General features: G+C 49.8%; 6 protein-coding genes. 4 read left to right on the plus strand and 2 right to left on the minus strand.

The window, feature by feature from the left end; genetic code table 11:
- Positions 1-129 precede the first annotated feature (129 nt).
- Positions 130-762, minus strand: coding sequence for a class I SAM-dependent methyltransferase (locus tag ACR2PX_RS15615; RefSeq protein WP_434000280.1), 633 nt, complete (start codon positions 760-762; stop codon positions 130-132).
- Positions 763-1,264: 502 nt separating this feature from the next.
- Here ACR2PX_RS15615 and crcB point away from each other — a divergent pair.
- From crcB to ACR2PX_RS15635, 4 genes are all read left to right on the plus strand, one after another.
- Entirely contained in the window at positions 1,265-1,651 is a 387-nt protein-coding gene (gene crcB, locus ACR2PX_RS15620; RefSeq protein ID WP_434000281.1) for a fluoride efflux transporter CrcB, read from the plus strand.
- Between the two features lie 148 nt (positions 1,652-1,799).
- Complete coding sequence (gene serS, locus ACR2PX_RS15625; protein ID WP_434000282.1) at positions 1,800-3,083, plus strand: serine--tRNA ligase; 1,284 nt, start codon at positions 1,800-1,802, stop codon at positions 3,081-3,083.
- A gap of 141 nt (positions 3,084-3,224) precedes the next feature.
- Positions 3,225-10,502 (plus strand): magnesium transporter MgtE N-terminal domain-containing protein, encoded by a 7,278-nt coding sequence (locus tag ACR2PX_RS15630; protein ID WP_434000283.1) that lies wholly within the window; start codon positions 3,225-3,227, stop codon positions 10,500-10,502.
- Positions 10,503-10,610: 108 nt separating this feature from the next.
- Positions 10,611-20,030 (plus strand): magnesium transporter MgtE N-terminal domain-containing protein, encoded by a 9,420-nt coding sequence (locus tag ACR2PX_RS15635; RefSeq protein WP_434000284.1) that lies wholly within the window; start codon positions 10,611-10,613, stop codon positions 20,028-20,030.
- Between the two features lie 22 nt (positions 20,031-20,052).
- On the opposite strand, the gene ACR2PX_RS15640 is transcribed toward ACR2PX_RS15635, so the two are convergent.
- Positions 20,053-20,706 (minus strand): MATE family efflux transporter, encoded by a 654-nt coding sequence (locus ACR2PX_RS15640; protein WP_434000285.1) that lies wholly within the window; start codon positions 20,704-20,706, stop codon positions 20,053-20,055.
- Positions 20,707-20,768 lie beyond the last annotated feature (62 nt).

The following is a 20,768-nucleotide window of genomic DNA, read 5'->3' on the forward strand; positions in this document are numbered from 1 at the left end:
CACGTTACAGCTCGACCTTAAACCCTACACAAGAGTGGCGTAAGACATACTCCGGTATGCAGCCGTGTTGACGGTGTAGATAAACCCAGAGAATCACTGATTGTCGCAGGTTTTTAGTAGCGGTATAGATCATTTTGCCTGAAAGCTCATGAGAGCTACCGGATAGTCTGGCAGCTCTTCCAGTATATGATGATCCATCAACTGCCATTGCGTCTGTTCACCGATCTCACGAAACTGCTCAACACTTTCCGGGAAGTCAAACTGGTTAACGTGTTCCAGAACAAAGTTTTGCCAGTCACCCTCCAAGACACTAATGCCTTTGAAATATTGGCTGACACTTTCAAGATACTGGTCTCTGCTCTGATCCTCGAGCCTTATGGCATCAATCATAAAAAACGGGCAACCGGGCTCTGCTCTCTTTCTGATCTCTGAAAAAAGCGCCTGCTTTTCTTCGAGGGAGCCATGGTGAATGGCAAAACTGCTGAAGACCAGGTTATAGCTGCTCTTCACTGGCAAAGGTTCGAAGATATTACTCTGGAAGAAGTGTATTTCCAGGTCCGGTCTGGTCATGTTTTGCCTGGCCATAGCCAGGACGGATTCCACAAGATCAACCGCAGTGTATGAGGCCAGTGATAACTCTCGGGTCATCTTCGCAGTGAGTGAGGCGTCTCCACAGCCCAGGCCGAGCAGGTGAACGGCTTCATTGGCAAAGTGCTGCTGGAGTTTTTGAGCTGTAATCTGCATCAGTTGCTGGTGACCCATGACATTGTTGTCTATGAGCCAGCGGTAACACTGTCATTGCTCATTGAAAATATCGGCTTCGGAACGATGTTTCATCGGCTTTTAAATTTGTTTTGATGATGGGAAGAGCGATAAAGTGCTCGATATCATTGAAGCAGGTCAGGAGTACCTGTCCAGTCTGATAAGAATCCAGGAGCCTGACCGAGAATAGACAGCCCGGCCTAAAGTCCAGGAAGGTCGGCCAGATTTCCCACTGAATTTGCTTAAATAGGTCAACTATTCGCACAAATTCAGTGAAAAATCTGACTCGATCTACTGAACTTTATTCTCGGGCGCTATTCTCGGTCAGGCTCCCAGGCAACCTTCCTGTAGTATGTCCTGATGCTAATATCGAAGAGCTCATGTTATCTTGACGAGTATCTAACCATATTGGTCTGGTTTTGTTCAATAAATCATCAGCTGTCTGTCTTGATGTGATGGTTTCATGGGCAGGACTCCTACCAGTAAACAATCAGGAGTTATGATGCAAGCTACACACTGGATCGCCGTTGCTGCAGGTGGCGCATTGGGGGCCATTCTGAGGGCATTTATCTATGAACTGTTTGTTCTGACCCGCAATCCACATTTGCATCATTATCCGACACTCACCGTTAACCTGGTGGGCTCCATCATTATGGGGGGTTGCTGGTATCTGGTGGTGGAAAAAGCCATGTTACCGCCAACCTGGAAGATATTCGTGATGACCGGCTTTCTGGGGGCACTTACCACCTTCTCAACGTTCTCTCTGGATCTGATGAGACTGCTTCATTCCGATCAGTTTCTGACAGCGCTTGTCTATGGGGTAAGCAGTGTACTGGTCTGCCTGCTGGGTACCTGGTTGGGTTATCAGGGAATCCGCTGGGCACTGTAAACAATTTCCGTAATTAAACGGTCTTCCCCTTGTGAATTTGCAGACTTTCCTTATTATTGGTGCTTCACGGTGGTCCGCTCAGGATCTCTGCACTCGTCCTGATTCAGGACCATTTGAATTGTTCAAGACATAAGGTTACGGAATTCACATGCTGGATCCCAAATACGTTCGCAGCAACCTCAATGAAGTGGCTGCATTGCTTCGTAAAAAGCATTTCGAGCTGGATGTAGAGCGACTGAACGCTTTAGAAGAGCGTCGCAAGTCCCTGCAGATTCACACCGAACAGCTGCAGAGCGAACGTAAGTCCGGTTCGAAGGAATTCGGCAAGATTAGATCCCAGGAGGGTGACACCTCCGAGCTTAAGGCCCGCATGGACCAGATCTCTGCTCAGGTAAAAGAGTCCGAGCACGAACTGTCAGCTTTGAAAGTAGAATTGAATGATCTGCTGCTGGGAGTGCCTAACCTGCCTCATGAATCTGTGCCAGAAGGTAACGATGAAGAGGACAATGTTGAAGTTCGTCGCTGGGGGACTCCGGTCGACTTCGAATTCGACATTAAGGATCATGTCGATCTGGGCGAACCTCTGGGTCTGGATTTTGAAACCGGGGCCAAGCTCTCTGGCGCTCGCTTCACGCTGATGCGTGGGGGCATTGCTCGCCTTCATCGTGCACTGGCTCAGTTCATGTTAAATGTTCAGACTGAAGAGCATGGCTATGAAGAAGTGAACACTCCTGCTCTGGTGCATGACGCAGCGCTACTGGGAACCGGCCAGCTGCCTAAATTCAGTGAAGATCTGTTCAAGACCGAATGTGCTGAAGCGGAGAAGCCATACTACCTGATCCCCACGTCTGAAGTGACGTTAACCAACGTTGCACGTGACAGCATTCTGGATGAGGCTGAATTGCCATTGAAACTGACTGCCCATTCCTGTTGTTTCCGCAGCGAAGCCGGCAGTCATGGTCGTGATACTCGTGGCCTGATTCGCCAGCACCAGTTTGAGAAAGTGGAAATGGTGCAGGTGGTTCATCCTGAGAAGTCCTTCGAGGCGCTGGAAGAAATGACCGGTCATGCAGAAGCTATTCTGCAGCAGCTGGGTCTGCCTTATCGTGTTGTGGCACTGTGTGGCGGCGATCTGGGCTTTGGTGCAACCAAAACTTACGATCTGGAAGTCTGGTTGCCAGGACAGGACAAGTACCGTGAGATTTCTTCGGTCAGTAACTGCCTGGACTTCCAGGCTCGCCGAATGCTGGCTCGCTTCCGTAATCCTGAAACCGGTAAGCCGGAACTGCTGCACACCCTGAACGGTTCAGGTCTGGCAGTGGGCAGAACCTTGGTGGCCATTCTGGAGAATTGCCAGAATGAAGATGGTTCAATCAATATCCCGGAAGTACTTCAGCCTTATATGGGTGGAGTCACTGCTCTGGGCCGATAATTCGGTTTGAATACCAGGTCTGCAATCTTGCAGGCCTGTCCCTCCTTCAGCCAAACTCCCACGTTGCTTGCCATTTCCTTTCTTAAAAATGCTTTCCCCTGTCGATAACCTTATCAGGTCAATCGGTCTCAGGGAATTTGAATGGCAAAGGTAACAGATTTTATGGGAGTGCTTTCCCAGGCTGTTTCGGAGCCTTCTGTGGGGGAAACAGGCCCTAAAGCGGAAGGTGTTCGCTTTCAACTGCTGGATATTATTCCCGTTCTTGGTCGTGCCAGACAAAAGAAACGGGAAGAGGCACGCCTGATTGATGACTTTGTGGTCGTGGTGGTTGATGACAAAGACATTGAGCAATTTAAGGGCCACACAAAATCCAATTCAGGTGCCTACTTTGTCAAGAGTGATGAAGAGCGACAAGCTGTTCTTAGCCATTATCGTGACAGTCAGCCCAGGGGCTCAGTGGTGCATATCACCAAGCCGGGCGACTTTGATAAAGATGATCTGATTCGTACCGTGACCTGTGACCCGGAAAAAGGACTGGCAACCAGCGCAGGGCGTTTGTACGAAGATGAGCCCATGACCCTGGTGATCGATTTCCAGAAGCTGACACCGGCGCAGACCGCCTCTCTGAATGAACTGTTTGATGACCCGCCTCGCTATCAGGGACGCATTCTTGGGCCCAATATCACCGTTTCGGCTTTCGTCCACGAAAGTATGCTGGAGAGTAGCCCCTATAACCCTGGCCCTGACTTCTGGAGAAGGGTCGATGATCTTGGGGTGAAGGAATTAGCTGAGATCGATCTGGCATCAGCCGTGAGTGATGAGGTTGAACTCGGCGTAGGTAATCTCGAGGACAGTGAAGACGGGTTCGTAGATGCTGTGGAGCATGGGCAGGAATACAAGGATATCAACTTTCATGACGCTGCTGGATGCTGGCATGCCTATTTGTTCGGCGGTATCCGTATTTCATCTTCGGGTTCAGTAGAGTTTAAAGAAGGTTTATTAGTGGGTCTTCCCGAGGATGTAGCCTATCTAAACCTGGTCAATGCACCCTGGGATGACCCTTCCTTTGAACGTACATTAGCCACAGCCCACCGTGAGAAAGGTTTCTGGGCTAATGGCAAGTGGGTGTCTCTTCCCAGGCAATTGAAGCTCGCCCGATCGGTTACCGACCTTGAAAAGATTAATGAGAGACTGGACAAGCTTACCCCTGGTGAGGAAGGGCAGTCCTATGTCTGTGTCAACGAGCAATACTTTGATCGTTTAACGTCGGATGTGAGTCTGGCCAATGGCGAATTGAAGCACTGTGATACCTTTGCTTCACTGGTTCAGGGTAAAACACCTTGCACCGTCATGGTGACAGGGGCGCTGGAAGAGTTTCAGTGGATTCAGCTTCTCAGCCGTCTTGAAAGTCTTGACCCCAGACCGTCGCTGGCCATTCAGGAGGGTTGCGACCTGCCTGAAGGGTTATCCCTGTCTCGTTTTGTTCGGCCTGTCGAGGTTGAGGCTCCTGCGCTGAAAGCCGGGGCTGACAATGTTTATGAATATGTAATTACATCCAAGACTGATCCCAATACCCTGTTGGCTACTACGCCCATGGCCAGCCAGAGAGCCATGTCATTCAGGGAAGTGTTCTCGCCATTGATGCAGGCTATGGAGAGTGGGAGAACCATCAGACTGATGGGTTTGGAAACCAATTCTGAGGTAGCGCGGTTACTGGAAACACTGATCGCTCCGCTTCCCTATATTTATCTAAACGGTCGACGGATCGACTTGCCCTATCTGCAGCTTGAATGTCCTATGCCGGGTGATGCCAAACTCCCCGGGTTATGGACCTCTGTCGTGAGTAAGTCCGTGGCTCCTGCCGTGGTAGACGCCAGAAAATTAGCAGAAGAAGTGGCCAAAGAGTCAGGTTGTCATCAGGGCTCTTTGAAAAAAGTCATTGATGTCCTGCATTTGATGAAAAGTATTCCCAGGAGTCGTCGTCGGGAATACCCGGATGCCCTGCCAGAGGTGAATAAAGCTTTTCTTGAAAAAGTGGTGAGTGAAGTAGAGCGGGAGAGAAAAAGCGACTGCAGTCCGGAGGCAACGAACTACCACTGGCAAAAAGCGCTCAACGATCTGCTGGCAAAAGAATATCGCCTTGTCCCTGACGTCTATGGCTTTATCAAAACCGCCATTGCTGAACAGTTTGATCGGGGAGGTCCAAAGCGGGTTGATATTCATGGCGTTCGTGCCTGGCTGGACAAACACCCGAGGGTCAGAGCACAGGATTTGAAAGCGAGCTATTGGGAACTGGTCCGATATTTCAGTCCGGGCTGCCTGCCAGCAGTGGAGGGCTACTCAACCTGTTTTGACAGTGCATTGGCGAAAGAGCTGGTTCAGCTTGTTCCCGAATCTCAACAGCGATTACTGTCCAGACGCCTGGAGTGCAGAATTACTGAGACCCCTCCCATTCAATGCTTCGATGGCGACCTTCAGGGACGCCTCTACAATGCGTTAATGGCGGCAGGTCAGGAAAAACGTGTTGATCAAACCACACCCGTTCATACTCAGGCAGCCAGGCTGACTTTTGAGCTCAGTCAAAAGGGAGTAATGAGCAACCCTGAGCAGATGAGCGACCTGCTTAAATTGCACTTTCAGCCGGAATTGCTGGAAGAGGATTTCAGTGACCTCTCCGAAGCCCTGACCCAGCGAAATGACAGTCAGTTTCGTCAGAAACGCAGAGTAAAGCGTATTCTGGAAAGACTGGAAACGAACCCCATGATCATGATCAAGGGAGAGGCCGGAACGGGCAAAACCTTTACCGCACAGGCGGTGGCAAAGGCTTATGCCAGTCGTTACACGGAACAGTCGGAACCGGTCGTTGCTTCATTAAGTCCAGAGCATAAGCAGGAAGATCTGTTTGGTTCCGATGCTCTTTTGGCAAGGCCCGTAGTGATCACCAAGGACAGTCTGAAGTTTTCATCAGCCAGCAGTACACTCTGGGCGGCCCTGTGTCAGGTGACTGAAACGCCTGAGCAGAGTGGCTCTGTTCAAATTGCGTTTGATCGTGACAACATCAGGGCATTGAACAAACTATTGGCTCCCCTGGATCTTGAAGATGAATGTGCGGAGATGGTCAGCCAGCTTCAGGACAACGAAATGAAATTCTCTGATGGCCCCATCATGAAGTGGGCCCGAATGAGAAACCCGCCGGTTCTGATTCTTGATGAGGCCAACCTGGTTAAAGCCGGAGTGCTCCAACCGCTTATTGGACTGTCTAAAAAACCTCCGGTGCTGAATATTTTAGGGCAGGTCATCGAGCTGACGGATAAACACCGGGTGATTATGACCGGTAATCCGGAGAGTTATGATGGGCGGATGATTGACCCTGAATTACGGAAACATGTCTTACCCATGTTCTTCCGGCCGATTAATCGTTCTGTCTTGACGGAGTCGATCATACGTCCCGGTCTGCCTCAGGAGTGGCCCTCTGAACGGCTTGATCATGCAGTCAGTACCACAGCCCGGCTTTATGATCATTATCAAAGTGTTTTACCCGCTCATACCTTTGGACCCAGAGATATTAAAGACATCATTGCCAGAATTCGAGGTTTTTGCCCTGAAGGGACTATACCTTCTGAGCAGGCTCTTAACGCGATTATCTGGGAATCCATGTCCCAGTGTCTTGAAGGGGAAGTGGGTAAGAAACAGGCGCGTGAGGCCAGAGCTTTAAAGCATTGGTATATGAAAAATCATGAATGTGATTTTGCACCTATTGAACAAAGAGCAGAGACGTTCAGAGCATTTTACCAGCAAATGAAGGAAGCCCACGCGGGCGGAAAATTCGACTTTGATGCGCCTTCTGTGAAGTCCCTGGCGATGAAAGTCTGGCAGGAGCTGGAGAAAACCGGGGGTAAGCGGGCCACCATTATTGAAGGTGAAGCAGGGCGGGGCAAGGACGCTCTACTGGATATCCTGTTACCTTTCTGGATGGCTTCAAAAGGGGAAGATCCGGCATTTGAACGGATCAATGCCAGTCCTGAAAACTGGGACGAGCTGAAAGAGATGACCCAGCGAGCCATGAAAAAAGGTTCCAAACTGGTGATCAGTGAACTGAATACTCTGCCCAGTCGCTATCTGGAAGGATTGTTCAATGAAATTCTGGGGGGGGAGCCAACCCCGGGCTTCAAACTGCTGGCGACGATTAATCCTTCAACCTACAGTGGCCGCGAAAAAATGTCAGAGGCGATGGCCAGCCGCTGTGTGAAAGTCGAGATTGATGGCTTCACGCTTAATGAGCTTGAGGGTATTCTGAGTCGCCGTTTCAAGGATAAGAAGAAGTTTACAGACTGGCTGGTGGCAGAACATTTTAAACTGGCTACCCAACTGGAAAGTCAGGGCTCCTCAGTCAGGCTACCGCTCAAAAAGCTGATCAAGTCCGCACAGAAACTGCATACCCTGGCAGAAGTGCATTGGCAAAGAGTATTTGATAATGAGTACCGGCTGGCTCGTATGGCTCTTAAAGGGCATGAAGAGACGGTTACTCCCGCAGTAAAAACATCGACCAGTCAACGCAATGAGAGAGAAACAGAGCTTTGTCGTTATCTGAACAAAAAGAGAGAGCGTCCTGTGACGGTCATATTGGATGGTCCTGGTGCCAACGCTGCTTATCTCAGCGAACGTTCGATTCTGGTTTTACCCGACCTTGGTAGTGTAAGAAGTCTAAAAGCTCTGGCGGATAAAACACTCCAGACCCATGATCAGGAAATGACCATACGTTCAGGGCTGGAAACTCTGGAGGCCGGAGGTATTGAACATCTCTGGAATCCCGGTACAGATTCCCCGGAATTAATAACTATTGAGGATGAAGGGACACTTCTTGTCTCCGAAGAGCTGGCAGACGTTAAGGAAGATTCAGGCACTTCTGTTGATTCGCCGTCTGCTCCCAAAGTCCCCAACGAACAACAGCAGAAACCTTTACCTGGCGCCACAACGGATAAGCCAGCCCGAAGTGAGCAGGCAGAAAATGAGCAGCTGGTGGCTCAAAAAAAGAAAGAGAATTTCTCCATGTTGGGCCTGGCTACGTCTCGATTACCACGTTCGGAAATGGTGAGTGCAATCATGGGGGCCGGTTCAGATCTCATGGCTTCCGTCATGAAAATGTCGGGATCTAAAGAGCTGTCTGAACTGTTGAATGAGTTCATGCCTGCGGTGGAAACCGGAATGAAAATGGCCGTTGATCCTGTTTTCATGAACTCTGTCTGGGAGCATACGTCAGGCAGGGTCAAAGGACAGGTTCTGGAACAAAGCCCTCATGCTGCCAAAGCGATGAAAGCGTTTTCCATTCAGGAAACGTTGCCGGCTTTACTGTCCGTTCCCAGGGAAGAGATGTCTGAAGCTTTGCTAAAGGATGTCCCTGAAGACGACCTTCAGGGTCTCATCAATCGCTACTTGCCAAAAAACGAGGGCGAGCCACCTCTGGCATTGAATACTGAAAACCTACAGAAGGCTCTGATGTCTGCAAAGGAGGATGAGTGGTCAAGTTTGATACGGTATATGCCTGAAAGCCGGCGCTTGCAGATGCTCTCCAAGGCAGAAGATGGAAAGTTAAATCAGCTACTAACGAAGATTCCTGTTGAAAGCCAGAGGCAGGTGATGGCTGAGATCGGGCCTGACTTGATGAAGGCAGTGCTGGCTGAAATCCCCAAACAGCTGGTTGAGGCCAGGCTGGGCAGTCTTTCGGAGGAGGAACTGTCGGAAGCGATCAAACATATACCCGAAGAAAATATGGCTGGCATGATTCAAAAAATGTCCAGTGATGCTTTGGCGGCTACGATTGAATCCCTGCCCACTGACGATGTGAACGCCATTGTTGAAAATGTAAAATTGTCTTCAGTCGCTTCTGCACTGGCTAAATTGTCACCCGAAGAGCTGGAGCAGGCATTGAAAGAAATACCCGAAGAGCAGGTGGAGAGTATTATTGGGCAAATCCCCCGGGATAACCTGCCTGATCATCTGAAAGCGTCCCATGGACAAACCTGGGCGGAATATTTCAAGGCGATGGGTACGGGTGTGAAATCCATGCTGACCGACATGGCTGGCAATGTCTCGGCTGGCAATGTCTCGGCTGATGTCTGGGTCCATCAGGGGTTATCAAAATTCAATCACAAAAGAAACGTGGCTACGGCTTTTCGAAAGGATTTGCCCAGAGATGTAAGAACGCCTCTGATCAATGAGTTCGTAAGATTTCTTGATGATGAGCTGAATCTGGAGCTGGATGTCAATGATAACTTCGCGATTCCTATTCTGGGTTATATTCACGCACCTTTCAGAAATGCCTGGAAGCATAAAGCAGAGGGCGAGTTGGGCAAAAAAGAAGACGAGCAACTGGTTCGACTGGTGGACCTGTTCTGTAAGAATGCGACACGTCCTCTTCATGTGGTTGAAAAAGACAAGGAAAAAATAGACCTGGAAAAACTGAAGGAGGAAAGAAAAGCTTCTTTCGCCACCCTGGGTTATCAGTTACTAGACGGGTTCCATATCGCCTTGAAGGGACATGGCAAGTTTTCGAAAGAGGCTTATTGTTCCATGCTGGGCAAGATGCTGTTTGATTATCATGCTTTTAAACCTTCCGCAGTCATTGCTCAACTTCCGATGCTTCAGGGGCATCCGGACTACGGTCGACAGGCAGAGGAAGCAATGAATGAATACTATCAGAAGCAGCTGGTACGACGTGATATCCCCTCGACTATGGGAAGCATCCGGGCCGTGGATCGAAGTCTGGAAGCTCATACCTTGAAAGTACCTTATTTGGAAAAGTTGATGAGTTCCAGAGGGATCGATTCAGAATGGAAGTGGGATCCTGCAGCAGGAAAGTTGGATATCCCTCGTCTGGCCAGAGTTGCTGCACCTTTTGAAGGTAAAGGGGATGCGACCGAAAAAAACTGCGTCGTGTTACCGATCAATCCGGATAGATGGCTGGAGCTGGCCAAGCAGGAGTTGGAGAAGTGTCCCAGGCTGGACAAGCAGAAAGAAATTCGTCTGAAGGCTGAAAATGATGTGGTGAGATGCCTTGAAAAAGCGCTTTATGACTACCGTGACAGTGCCGAGTGGGCACTGGTTCAGCAAACGCCGCTGACAAGAAGTCTAAACAGTTCAAAGCTATTCAATACTCTGGATGCAGGCGTCTACTCCATGGAAGACATCGGGTATTTCGTGACAGATGTCCTCAATACGTCGGGCGTTAATTGTCCAACCGTTGTAGCTGAAGCCAGGGGTAAGAAAGGGTTCAAACCCAGTCATGACCCCACCCGGATTATGCAGTCACTGGGGGAACCCAATGCGGTTTATCTGGATGATGAGAAATTAAGACGCTGTATTCAGGATTTGTTAAAGCATCTTCCTGAAGCGCTTTTCAATCGGGTTTACAAACGTTAAGGCTCCTGGGCCTGAATAAGGTTCCAGGCGTTATGTGTTGATCCTGCCAGTCAATATCTTTGCCAGCTGCCGATAGCCTAAACAGGTCAATCACACGAGTGCACTGGCATGGCTAAAGTTACGGACTTCATGGGGGTTTTGTCTTCGGTTGTTTCTGAGCCCACTCATGCTTCCAAAGCGCCCATGGCTGAACCCCTGAAGTACCGTATGCTGAATTTCCTGAAGTCGGGAGAAAAGAAGCAAAAGCAGAAAGTGCTTGATGATTTTGTTGTGGTAGTCAGGGACAGCGACAGTCTGGATCTGTTCAAGAAGGACATTAAGGCCCCTGCCGGAGCTTACTTTGTAGAGAATGAGAAAGAGCGCCAGTCTGTTCTGAACCATTACCGACAAATTCAGCATCCCGGTTCAGTCGTTCACATCACCAAACCCACGGATTTTGATAAAGATCATCTGGTCAGAACGGTGACCTGTAAGCCTGATCAGCCTCTGGAAACCGGCCCTGGTCGTTTGTACGGGGATCTTCCGCTAACGGTTGTGATCGATTTCCCGGAATTGAATGCGGCACAAACGGCTTCCCTCAATGAACTGTTTGATACTCCTCCTCGCTACCAGGGTCGATTGCTGGGACCGAATGTCACTATTGTTGGCTTGATGGAATCCAAAATGCTGGAAAATCGTCCCGGTGTGCCCGGACCGGATTTTCACAGAAGAATGGACAGCCTTGGGGTAATGGAATCACCAGAGCCCAAGGATCAGGATCTGACCGATGAAGCAGTGCTCAGTGTTACTGACCTCGGCAGTGAGGAGCAGGAAGTCCAGCCGAACCCTGAAACCAGTCGGGAGCTGGATTTCTTTAAGCAGAAAGGCAGCTGGCAGTCCTTGTTGTTGGGTGGTATCAGGCTTTCCGATAAAGGGACACTGGGCTTCGAGTCAGGGGTTGTTGTTGCTCTGGCGGAGGCAACTGAAACACTGATTTTGACCAATGCTCCCTGGGATGACCCGGACTTTACCCGTACCTTGGCCACGGCCAAGAGAGAAGGAGGCTTCTGGGCTAACAATGAGTGGATCGTCTGGCCAGAAAATCTGAAGCTGGCTTCGAAAAAGACCTCCAGGGCCAGTTTGCAGGAACGTTTGAAAGAGATTCCTGTGGGAAGTTCTGATCATCCCTACGTTTGTATTAATGAAGAGTGTTTTGACCGCCTGATGTCTGATATCACTTTTGAAGGAGGGCAGTTACGGGGTACCAACTCATTTGCCAATCTGATCGACGGTCGTGATCCTTGTTCAATAATGGTGTCTGGCCCACTTAAAGAGCATCAATGGGTTCAGCTGATCGCCAGACTGGAAGGCATGAATCCCAGGCCGGGACTGATGCTGGCCGATGGTACAAGGCCTCCTGCAGGGTTGGGACTGGATGCACGCTTGACCGAACCCAAGGTCTGCGAAGGGGTTGTTGTCAAAACTGAGAGTGAGATCGAGGACAGGGAAACCGGTGCTGTTTTTGAGTATCACGTGACCTCAAAAACGGATCCGAATACCTTGCTGTGTTCTTTGCCTCTGGTCAGTCAGTTATCGATGACTTTCAGGGAAGAGTTCTCTCCTTTAATGGAAGCGCTACAGAGGGGTGACAAGGTCAGAATTCATGGCCTTCATAAGAACCCGGAAGTCGCACAGTTACTGGAATCCCTGGTATCACCTAACCCCTACGTATTTCTGAATGGCCGAAGAGTCGATCTCCCCAAGCTGCAATGTGAATGTGTCACTTTACCCAGCGCAAAACTGCCAGGACTCTGGAAAAGTCAGAAAGGCCAGACTGAAGTGGCTCGACTCAGTAATGATGAATTGATTGAGCAAGTGGCAAAAGAACAAGATGTTGATGTTGAGTTGCTCAAAAAGGTTGCGAACTTGCTGAACAGTGTCAGGACATTGCCACGAAGTCGTGGCAGACGCTACCCGGACAGTCCTCACCCTTTGAACCGGGAGTTGTTAACCAAGGTCATTCGTCAGGTTCGGTTTGAGCAGAGCAATGACTGCAGTGACAGACTCAGGGCGTATCATTGGCAAAAAGCCATGAATGATGTCGTGGCAAAAGAATACCGGGGGGATGCTTCAGCTTATGCTTTCGTCAAAGCCATGATTGCTCAGCAGTACCCTGAGAAAAGAGTCAGCTTTAGTCACAGGGTGGATATTCATGGGGTAAGAAGCTGGTTACAGGCTCACCCTGCGGTGACTCCGGAAACGTTCAAAAAGCACTACTGGGAACTGGCCCGGTGTTTCACTGCTGACGTGCTACCCGATGTCAGTCATTTCGATGTTAATTCTCCTGAAGCGGTGAACCGATTGATGTCGATGGTGGTTCAGTGCGTTCCGGCACATCATCGCAAAGCGCTCACCAACCAGTTAAGGTGCAGAGTACTGGAGCCTGTTCCCCTGCAGTATGTCGATGGGCAGCTATTGTCGTTGGTTTACAATGCACTGATTGGCGTGGATAGAAAACATCGACAGTATTCTGACAAGTCTGTCTACCTGCAGGCAGACCTGTTCATGGCAGCGTTGTGCAAGCCGGGAGTCCTGCAGAGTACTGAACGCGTCAGACAGATGTTGGCAAAAATACTGAAACCCGAGATATTAGCGGGGGATTATAATGATCTGGCTGACGCCATCGTGCAGCGTAAAGGCAGCCGCTATCGACAGAAGCGACGTATTCAGCGTTTACTGGGCAAAATAAAAGACAATCCGATGGTCATGCTGAAAGGGGAAGCCGGCACCGGCAAAACCTATACGGCAGAAGCCGTAGGGCAGGCCTATTCCGACTATCAGAATTACTCTGAGAAACAGCCTCCCATGGTGTATTCACTGAGTCCGGAGCATACTCAGGATGAGTTGTTTGGCACTCAGAAACTGATCGCTAATCCAGTCACCTTGCGTAAGCAAGAGCTGTCTTTCTCTACAGCACAGGACAGCCTTTGGGCAACACTGTGTGAGCTCAGTCAAACCCCCTTCAACAGTGACAGTCTGACCATTAGTTTTTCCAAGGGAAACTGCAAGCTGTTAAAGCAAAAGATGGGCAAGGACCGTGAAAGCGACTGTTTTGAAGTGATCAGTCGTTTTCAGGATAACCATACTGAACTGGAGCCAGGCCCCATTCTGAAATGGGCTGAAATGGAAGAACCTCCAGTGTTGATTCTGGATGAAGCCAATCTGGTGAAGCTGGGTGTTTTACAATCGCTGCAGGGGCTGAACCGAAAGCCACCGGAAATCTCTATCATGGGGCGGGTGATCAAGCTGACCGACAAGCACCGAATCATTATGACCGGTAATCCGGAATACTATGATGGTCGTATTGTTGATCCGGTACTGCGTAAAAATACTCTGACGCTTTACTATCGCCCCTTCAAAGAATCCATTCTTGCTGAAACCATTGTAGAGCCTGCCATTCCCGGTGAATGGCCTGAGGCGTTGCGCGAGTATGCTGTCAGTACTGTCAGCGAATTATACGGTCGTTATCGACAGGTGTTGCCAGGACATGCCTTCAGTCCAAGAGACATCAAGGATATTCTTGCCCGCGTCAAAGATTACTGTGGGGATAAGTCTCCTTCAAAAGAGCAGTTTAATGCGGTTCTCTGGCAGTCAACTCTGGAATGCCTGGAAGGGGAGATAGAAAAAGGGCAAGCCCGTGAAGCAAGGGCATTAGAGCATTGGTTTCAGACGAAGTTTCCCAGCCATAAAGACCTGGTTGAAGTCAGAGATCAGCAGTACGAAAACTTTTATCAAGCCTGGCGAGCAGCCAGAGATCCCAAAGACTTTTTTGACTATGACACACCCGCTGTAAAGTCTCTGGCAAAAAGTGTCTGGCAGGAACTGGAAAAAACCGGTGGCAAGTCAGCCATGGTGATTGAAGGCGAAGCAGGGCGGGGAAAAGATGTCCTGCTTGATCGATTATTGCCCTTCTGGTTAGCCAGCAAAAATCGTAAACCTGAATTCGAAAGAATCAATGCCAGCCCGGAAAACTGGGAAGAGCTGAAGGAAATGGCCGCCCGAGCCATGAAAAATGGCACCCTTCTGGTGATCAGTGAATTAAACACCATGCCAAGTCGTTACATTGAAGGTCTGTTCAATGAAGTGTTGGGAGGAATACCCGCCCCCGGATTCCATCTGATCGCCACCATCAACCCATCAGACTACAGTGGTCGTGAAGCCTCGTCTGAAGCACTGAAGAGTCGTTGTGTTCAGAAGCGACTTGTTGGTTTCCAAGAGTCAGAGCTGAGAGGTATTGTCGGCAGACGCTATAAAAAACAGAAAAAGTTTACCGACTGGCTGGTTTCAGAGCACTGGCAGCTGGCCCGTAAACTGGATAACTGCAAATCGCCTGTGCGTTTACCACTGGCCAAGCTGATTGATGCTGCGAAAAAAATCAAAGATTTGCCCAGAAGTCAGTGGCAAGCCCGGTTTAATAAAGAGTACCGCTTGGCTCTAAAGGCTGTGAAGCATGCAGGAAAGGGTTCTTTATCAGCGGTTAAAGTGGATGAAGGGCGGATTGCCCGAGAGAAGTCACTTTGTGATTTTGTCAATCAGCGTTCCTATCAGCCAGTGACTGTGATTCTTGAAGGAGAAAAATCCAGGCCGGTTTATGATGAAGGTAACCGGATATTGCGACTGCCGGATCTGGGCAAGCGAAGAAGTCTGGAGACACTGGCCATGTCCACGCTGGACAGCCAGAAAAAGAATACGGGTTGGGAAGCGGGTCTGAGTGCTTTGGCTGAAGAGAGTCAGTTGCATGTCAGGCCGTTACTGCCAACAGAGGTGTCTTCTTCCGGGGGCGCAGCTAAAAAACCTGCAAAAGATACCGGCAGCTCAGTGGATAGCCCTACGGTGGCTACCCCCGGTTCGCAGTTAATGGATAAAGGGACAAAAGTGCCTGATAAGGCCCAAAAAGAAGCCCAGGCCTCTTCTCTGCTCGACTTTTCTTCTGAAGTTCTGTCACCCGAGGACATGAGTAAAGCGCTGAAAAAATCGGATCCTGCGTTACTGGCTAATTTGATGAGAGAGGTGAATCCGGAGAAGACAGCAGAATTAATGTCCAAACACTTTTCTCCAGAAGATAAAGCCAGGTTGCTGCGTGAAGGCAGTCCCGAGATGAAAGCGGCTTTCATGGAACAACTGTCGCCTGAGCAAAAACAGGCTTTGTACAACACTTCCGGATCGGATGGCTTTGAGAAAATGATTCAGTCCATTCCTCAAGAGCAAATGGCATCGGCTCTGATGAAGGTGGACAAGGATCTTCTGGCACCAGAAGTCCAGAAACATCTGTCACCGGAAGATCTTGCCGGTCTGACCGGTTTTGACAGCGTCGCTGAATTCCAGAAAGCATTGGCGGGTGGAGATCAGGTCAATCCGGAATCGGTCAGTAAACTTTCTCAGGCATTGACGTATGCCTCTCAACGACAGAAAGCACAGTTGGCGAAGCAACTGCCCGTTGAAAAGTTTGAGCAATTAACCGGGACAACCGTTGATGAGGTGGATGATGCCAGCCTGGCCGAGGTAATGGATCAGGTCGAAGATTCTGAGCTGGCAATGCAGCTGGCCACTCATCTCTCCCCTGAGCAAGTCAATCAGACGGTTTCTCAGCTTTCTAAAACACCGGAATTCCCAGTCAATCAGCAGGCTATGGCCCGATTGACCCAGACTCTCGATGGCGCGTCATCTGAACAAAAAGCCGAGCTGGCAGGGATGCTGACACCGGATGCGTTGCAGGCGCTGGTAGGAGCACCCACACAGGGTGGGTCTGACTTCAATCTGTCCGAAGCCCTTGGCAAGGTTGAAAATCAAGCCCTCGCACAGCAGTGGTTAAAGCATGTTCCTGAGCAGAAACAGGCACGCGCGGTGCACGAAGTTAGCAAGTTTGCCGGCCCCCGGGTTTCTGATGAAGAAAAACTGAGGCTTTCTGGCAGACTGGGAAGAGCTACCCCGGATCAGAAGGCAGAGCTGGCAAGACTGTTACCGAAAATGCCACTGGAAGATCTGGTCGGCGAGATCCCGGATTCTGGCTCAATGCCCAATCTGCCAGAAGCCATTGACGGTGTTGATGTCCCACAATTTGCAGAGCATCTGTTAAAACATGTACCCACCGGTGATCTGGAGCAGGCTCTGAAACAGGAGCAGTTCAGTGACCTTCCGGTGAACCCCCAGACGTTACAGACCTATTCAGAAACACTGGACAGGGCGACTCCACAGCAAAAAGCCATGCTGTCCAGGCAACTGCCTCCCGGATCAGTGGAAATGCTGACAAAAGGAGGCGGGCAGCCACAGTCAGACACCGAACTCTATCAGGCAATGGGTCAGGTGGAGCCTTCCAGGCTGGCTGAAGAACTGCTTAAAAAAGTGCCTCAGTCTCAACTTCAGCCCGCGATGGATCAGGTAGAGCGTGAGCAGAAGCTTGCCGGACCAAGGGTCTCGGGAGAAGAGGTCGCAAGGCTTGCCAGTAAGTTGGGCAGGGCAACCACCGATCAGAAAGCAACACTGGCAGAGATGCTGCCCAAAGAATCCCTGAATGAGTTGGTAGGACAAGAAGCCGGTTCAAAAATGGACCTGTCAGAGGCCATGGATGATATAGAGGCACCAAGGTTGGCAGAAAAGCTGCTGGAGAACATCTCGCATTATGATCTGGAGCAGGCTTTGGAACAGGCTCAATTGGGAGACTTTCCGGTGAGCCATCAGGCTATGCAAAAGCTTTCCGAGACACTGGCCAAAACGACTTCGGAACAGAAGGCCATGCTCGTCAGACAGTTACCGTCTGATTCATTAGAAAAGCTGACAGGTCCCGGTTCACCTCTTGATTCAGCCATGGATCTTACCAGGGCAATGGATCAGGTGGATCTGCCCAAAATGGCAGAGGAGTTGCTCAAAAAGGTTCCGGAGCCACAGCTGAAACAGGTGCTGGACCAGATAGCCTTGCAGCAGGAAGAGAAAGCGTCTCTGGAAGATGAACAGCAGGCCAAAGAGCCCCCGAAAAAGTCCAGAGGCTGGTTTTCGGGTGTTAAATCCATGCTCGCGAAGGCTCCAGCCGCAGCCTTCAGTTATATGCCCAACAGTATGAAGGCCAGTTTGATCAAGCAGGTATTGAAAGCCAACCTGCCCAGAGATGCAGCGGGTCATATTCCGGAGGAAATCAGTGCTGAACTGAATAAGCTCATTACCCCGGAGTTGATGCAGCAAGTGACCAAGGATATGTCGGCTTCTGAATTGCAGGGCATGATGGAAAAAATGGCCGATGCCGGTAAAGGACAGAAGGACCAGAGTCGTCGTCCGGACATGAGTAATCTCATGACCCCAGAGCTGGTGGGCACATTGATGGACAAGTTGACAGATCCTGCTCTTAAAAGTGTCCTTGAGCAGTTCAGTCAGCCGGGACCTTCCAAAGGGGCAACGCCTTCACCGAATGATAATATGGCGTCCATGCTGGAAAAGCTGACACCTCAGCAAAAAGTCAGACTCATGGAACATTTGCCTGCCAAGACTCAGTCTGATCTGTTCTCCAATCTGTCGGGTGAAGATCACAGTGAGTTAATGTCTCAGGTGCCTGATGAAGTCGTGACCCAGATGCTGAAGAGTGCGCCCACTGAATTATTGTCTTCAGCCGTTGACCAGATGCCGGATCAGCTGAATCAGGCAATGATGAGTCAGGTCTCCGCAGAGCAGCTCAGTGAAATGATGAAAAAGGTGCCGGCCAAAGCATCTGCTGAAGTTCTGGGTAAAATGAAATCCCATGAGCTGTCATCAGCGATACGAAGACAAACGGATGGCCAGGTCAGTGACGTGACCAAGCATGTCACGAGGGGGGGCATTCAAAGGGGGATGGAACATCTCTCTGGTCATCAGATTGCCTCTATGATGAAGTCCTCCAATCTGTCTCCTGATCTTATGGAAGAGATTGCCGGTCAATTACCCCCTCAAAAGTTGAGGGAGTTGACCGAACAGCGTCCGGACTTACAGTCTTGGCCTGATGAGGCGTATGGATCCCAACAAAGCAAGGGTTGGTTTGGATCCTTCAAATCAGGGTTGTCCCATGCCGCCAGGTTGGCAGGGGGGGCTTTAGCGGCTGCAGGTGGTGGCATAGTTTATGCGATGTCCAAGGTCATGGATGTCGACTCTGCTGTCAGGCTGGGTAATAGCGGTGGAGTCAATAATCGTGAAAGTGTAGTGGCGCGAGTGTTTAAAAAAGACCTTTCCAGGTCGGGACTCAACTCCGAATTCATCAAAGAGCTGCTGATACAGATCAATGGTGCCTTGGATCTTGATCTAGGTGTAAACATGTATTTTGGGCCCTATGCGAAATCCTCTGTCTGGAGCTCATTGGGCCGGGTGTTTAAAGAGAAAAGTGAAGGCCGTCAGGGTGAATACGAAGAAGCACAGATAGTCAGGCTTGTAGACCTGTTTTGTAGAAACTCTGTGCGTGAAGTGAGACTGGAAAAAGGTTCTAAAGAAAAAGAGGCCGATTACACTAAGCGGGTAGATCGTTTCACTCGGTATAGAAAAGACTCTTTTACCAATACTTGCTGGCAACTGGCGAGTACTCTGCATCATCAATTTCAGCAAGGCCGGCTATCGAGGGCTTCCTATGCCAAAATTCTTGGCAGTATGGTTTTTGATTTCAACGCTATACCACCTTCAACGATTATCGGTTTCCTGAAAGTGCTTGAAGGCGATCCTGATTATGGCCACAAAGCCGAGTTGGCGATGAATCACTACTACGAAGAAGAGTTACAGGAACGAGAAATACCGCCTGAGTTAAAGCGTTACTACCATGAAAATACTTACCAGGCGAGGGTGCTGGAAGGAAAGCGCTATAAAATCCCTTATCTTGAAAAGATGATGAGAACCCGTTCTCTGGACAAAGAGTTTAAGGAGACCCCTACAGGTGAAGGGCCCGATAGCAACAGATTGTCGGTAAGGTTACCAGCGTTTCCTGTGAAAGCCTCTAGTTCAGATCGTATTACCATCGTCTGGCCTGTCAATGCGGATGAATTAAGAAGAATGGCTCAAGAACTCTATCCTGTGGATATAACACGGTATGTCAGTCATCAGCATGAGCATGATAGAAGCTGTTTCATGAAAGGCTTGTTAATAGCGTTTGAAAAAGCGATGAGGGACTATGGGGATGAAGCAGACTGGAAGCTGATGCTGCAAGCCCCAACTTATGTTGATCACTTGACTTATGGAGAGCCTCTCAGTCCGGGAATCTATGGGATGGAGTTAGCTGGTTATATGGTTGCTGATGCAGCGAGTCGAAATGGAGATCAAGGTACAGCTGAAATACTGACAAAAAGATCCTTTTCTCAAAGGTCAAGATTTGTTGGCTCAGCGGATCCTGCCAGAGTGCTGGAAGCCATTGATAACCCCAACGCTGTTTATCTGGATCCCCCAAGAATGGAGGAGTGTCTGAGAGACTTTGTAAGCAATATCAGCCCGGATGAGTTTCTTGAAATAGAGCGGCTGGGGCGGGAGAACCGAAGCTCACATACCGATTGATATCAAGCCACCCAGAGCTCCTTCAGGGGCTTTGGGTAACAGGCTCAGAAACCAGGTTTTTCAACCACCGTCGTGAGCAGACTCTGAATACCACCATCAGGGCTTTGGACAGTTCTTCAAACAGGCTGAAAATAAAGACCATATAGAGCGGCAGACCCCAGTAAACAGCGAGCCAGGCCATGGGGATACCAATACCCCACATGGCAACGACATTGATGATAGCGGTGGCTTTGACATCTCCACCACTTCTTAACAGGCCAATAATCCCCATCAGGTTGATAACCCGGATACACAAGCCAATACTGGCTACGATCATGACTTGTTCCGCCATGGCCACGGTGGAGCCTTCAAATTTACCGAACAGGGTGACGACATCCGTCCGGAATACACTCAACAGGCTGCCAATGAACATGGCAATAAACGGAGACATGATCAACATCATCCAGCCCTGGCGCCAGGCCTTGTCAAAACGCTGAGCCCCCAGTTCCTGACCCAGGATAATCGAGCCACCGACACCAAAGCCGATAAACAATGAAATGAGAATGGCTTCAATGGATGAAATTGCTGACATAATGGCCAGTTCATTCACACCGATGCTGGCGTAGATAATGCTGTAACTCGATTCTGCAGTTTTTAGCGTTTGACGAAGGAAGATTCTTGTGGACTGCGGAACCAGTCTACTACTGTGACTCTTGTGCCAAGCCTAGCGAGGTACAATCAACATCACAGCAGCAGGCT

The organism is Endozoicomonas sp. (assembly GCF_051008435.1).
Lineage (GTDB): Bacteria > Pseudomonadota > Gammaproteobacteria > Pseudomonadales > Endozoicomonadaceae > Endozoicomonas_A.